Source organism: Candidatus Synechococcus spongiarum (assembly GCF_900047545.1).
In the GTDB taxonomy this organism is placed as follows: domain Bacteria; phylum Cyanobacteriota; class Cyanobacteriia; order PCC-6307; family Cyanobiaceae; genus Synechococcus_B; species Synechococcus_B spongiarum_C.
This window is the reverse complement of sequence record NZ_FITM01000169.1, coordinates 1-3,218: the sequence shown is the minus strand read 5'-3', so window position 1 is coordinate 3,218 and position 3,218 is coordinate 1. Positions and strand designations below refer to the sequence as shown.

The 3,218-nt window shown below is 61.2% G+C and carries 4 protein-coding genes; 1 reads left to right on the top strand and 3 read right to left on the bottom strand.

Annotated elements, in window-relative coordinates; translation table 11 throughout:
• Positions 1-245: 245 nt before the first annotated feature.
• Entirely contained in the window at positions 246-1,544 is a 1,299-nt protein-coding gene (locus tag FLM9_RS07340) for a S41 family peptidase (protein ID WP_074457960.1), read from the top strand.
• Between the two features lie 42 nt (positions 1,545-1,586).
• On the opposite strand, the gene FLM9_RS08265 is transcribed toward FLM9_RS07340, so the two are convergent.
• From FLM9_RS08265 to FLM9_RS07330, 3 genes are all read right to left on the bottom strand, one after another.
• On the bottom strand, positions 1,587-1,733 hold the full coding sequence (locus FLM9_RS08265) for a hypothetical protein (protein ID WP_180365342.1): 147 nt from the start codon (positions 1,731-1,733) through the stop codon (positions 1,587-1,589).
• Between the two features lie 84 nt (positions 1,734-1,817).
• The gene (locus FLM9_RS07335) at positions 1,818-2,564 is read right to left on the bottom strand and encodes a response regulator transcription factor (protein WP_074457959.1); all 747 of its coding nucleotides are present in this window, start codon (positions 2,562-2,564) and stop codon (positions 1,818-1,820) included.
• A gap of 94 nt (positions 2,565-2,658) precedes the next feature.
• Positions 2,659-3,218: response regulator transcription factor (locus FLM9_RS07330; protein WP_074457958.1), on the bottom strand; the 560-nt coding region annotated here is incomplete at its 5' end.

Sequence of the window (3,218 nt, the reverse complement as noted above, 5' to 3'; positions counted from 1 at the left end):
TGCGCCATAAGGTTGGAAACCTGTTTGCCAAGCTGAAGGACTGGCGGCGCATTGCCCCCGCTACGACCGCTGTGCCCATATCTTCTCTTCCTCTCTGCCGTCCTCCTCGCCCCCACTCCCGGCTTCTGGTTATGAGTCCTGAGCCTAGACACCCTGAACAATAGGGCCATGGCCTGAACCTGTCCCGCCGGCCGTGTTCAGGGGACGGGCATCTGTAGGCTGATGATCTGTGTGATCACGACGTGATGAACTCCTCCACCTCCTTATGGTTAAAGGGCGCCCTGGCGCTGTCCGGGTACAGTGCCTTGCTGCTGCTCGGCAGTGCCGTCCTGGCCAGTGGCAGTTGGGCGGCTCTCATTACAGACAGCCCCAAGGAGGTGATTGACGAGGCGTGGCAGATCATCTACCGCAACTACCTGGCCTCCATAGGGGACTACGACAAGGACAGTTGGCGCCAACTGCGCAAAGACCTTCTCTCGAAGACCTACAGCACCAAGAAGGAGGCCTACGAGGCCATTCGGGGCATGTTGCTCACGTTGGACGACCCTTACACCCGCTTCATGGATCCTGACGAGTTCAAGGAACTGTACATTGATACCACCGGTGAGCTGACGGGAGTCGGGATCCAGCTCAGCTTCGATGAGGACACCCAGCGTTTGACCGTGGTGGCGCCCATCGAGGACGGCCCCGCCGCCACGGCTGGCGTGCAGACCAACGACCGCATTGTGGAAATTGACGGCAAGGATGCCCGAGGCATGAGTTCCCAGGAAGCGGTGCAACTGATCCGTGGACCCATCGGCTCCCTGGTCACCCTCACCATCGAGCGGGACGACGAGGAGGATTTTGACGTGGTCATCGTCCGGGACCGCATCAGCATCAATCCGGTGGTGAGCCGGATCAATACCACCACAGCCGGCACCCAGGTGGGTTACATCCGTCTCAAGCAGTTCAGCGCCAATGCGGCCACCGACATGTCCGATGTGGTCAAGGACATGGAAGCCCAAGGCGTTGATGCCTACGTGCTGGATCTGCGCTTTAATCCCGGTGGCCTGTTGGAGGCCAGCGTGGCCATTAGCGATCAGTGGCTGGATGTTGGCGTGCCCATCGTGAGCATCCAGAGTGAACGCTCCAAGAGCGTCCGCTTCACGAGGAAGGAACCCCTCACGGACGACCCTTTGGTGATTCTGGTCAACGAAGTGAGCGCCAGCGCCAGTGAAATTTTATCCGGCGCCATTCAGGACAATGGTCGTGGACAGCTTGTGGGCGAGCAAACCTTTGGGAAAGGCCTGGTGCAATCCGTGCGTGGGCTGTCGGATGGTTCCGGCATGACGGTGACCATCTCCAAATATCTGACCCCCAACGGTCGCGACATCCACCGGGAAGGGATCGCACCGGACGTAGAGTCCCTGTTGAGCGTCGAAGAACTTCAGGACTTGGGGGTGGACAGCCTGGGCACGGACCAGGATCGCCAATACCGGGTTGCGGAAGAGATCGCCTTGAAGGCGTTGGCCCAGCCTGAAGGCAGCGAGACCAGGAACTTCTAGGGACCCGGAACGCGCCGGTGGCTGGGATGGGCCGCGGCGGCTTCAGATTGTGGCGCCGACAGGTTGCATCAGACCGCCGTCAGATGAGTCATCATCGTCGTCGTTGGGGAAGCCATCGCTGACGAAGAACAGTGCCAGGGCGGCAGCACCAATGAGCAAGGAGAGGTTGATGGCAGTGAGATCGTCCAACAGGGTTCAGGCAGTTGACGTAGTGTAACAGAATTTTCCCTCTGCGTAGAAAATTGGAATTCCCGGCAGCGCCCGGGAACTTGTTCATGGCGCCGGGCGCACCGCCTGCTCCCCCGAAGGCCAGGGCGCCAGCCCCAGGGCAATGGCCCGAACCGCGGCCTGGGTGCGGTCACGGGCATCCAGCTTGCTCAGCAGGCGAGACACGTGGGTCTTAATGGTGCTGGGTCCCAAGTGCAACTGCTGACTGATTTCCCGGTTCGAATATCCGCGCACAATCAGTTGCAGGACTTGTCGTTCTCGCGCCGTGAGCTTACATTCCCCCGGAGGCCGGTTGCAGCCGTTACCGCTCTGGAAAGCCGTGGTGACCGGGTGATCCCTGTAGGTGTCCCCACCGACGATGCTGCGCAGGGCTTGAAAGACGGTGCCGGCATCCGCCGAGTCGGCTCCAAGGATGCCGTCGCAGCAGGCCTCCACAGCCATGGGAAGTGATTGAGAATCAGTCGAGTTGCAGATCAAGAGAATTTTCGGGGCTGCGGGCAGGCGTTTGGCTTGGGAAACGAGTGCAAGCGTGTCTCCTTCAGCTAGGGGTTCGATGCAGACGAGCAGTTGGGGTTGTCTGGCGCGGACCAGAGCCAGGCCGTGGGTTGCACAGGTGGACAGCTCCAGGTTCAGTGCCTGGGGAAACAGAACGACGCTGCTGGTCAACACGAGGCTGAGGATGTCCTGGCGGTCACAGACCACCACCATGGATACGCCTGCAAAGGGTTCGGCCCACTGGCTGCGGTTCGGGATGGGGGCGGAAATCCGGAGAGGGAGGGTACACAGCAGCATTGGCGAGGCGGCAGATCTTTATTGAGAATAATAAGCAATAATAGAGACCGATGCGGGATCCTCGCCACCGTGCCGCCACACATCCGCTGCCCGTTCAGGACCCGGCTGCCGCGCCACTCTTGCGCAGACTCGTCTCCATGGCCTGGCGGTTCAGCCCATCCAGGCTGAAGCGATATCCTTGCTGCCGCACCGTCTGAATCACACCGCTTTCTCCCCCCAATCCTGCCTGCTCCAGCTTGCGCCGCAAGGTGAGCACTTGGGTATCCACGGAGCGGGGGCCGCCACTGTGGGGTGGCCAGGCCATGCGCAACAACTCCTGGCGGCTGCGGGTGACGCCAGGGGGCGTCAGCAGCGCACAGAGCAAGGCAAACTCCCGCGGGCTCAGTTCCACAGGCTGATCCCGTAGCGTGACCCGCCGCAAGAGCAGGTGGACGTCCAGCGGTCCCACACTGACCCGTTCCTTCAGGCTGTTGGTGCGACGCAACAAGGCCCGACAGCGGGCAGCCAACTCTTCCAACCCGAAGGGTTTGCATAAAACATCGTCAGCGCCGCTGTCCAGCAACTCCACAACGGCCTCTGTCGCTGTACGGGCTGTGAGAATCAAGGCACGGCAGCCCAGGGACTCCGCCAGCCGCAAGCCGGTGGAATCCTCCA

What these genes read in the sequence shown, in the direction of transcription:
- FLM9_RS07340 (WP_074457960.1), top strand. Translation starts at nt 246, where the DNA reads ATGAACTCCTCCACCTCCTTATGGTTAAAGGGCGCCCTGGCGCTGTCC.
- FLM9_RS07335 (WP_074457959.1), bottom strand. Translation starts at nt 2,564, where the DNA reads ATGCTGCTGTGTACCCTCCCTCTCCGGATTTCCGCCCCCATCCCGAAC.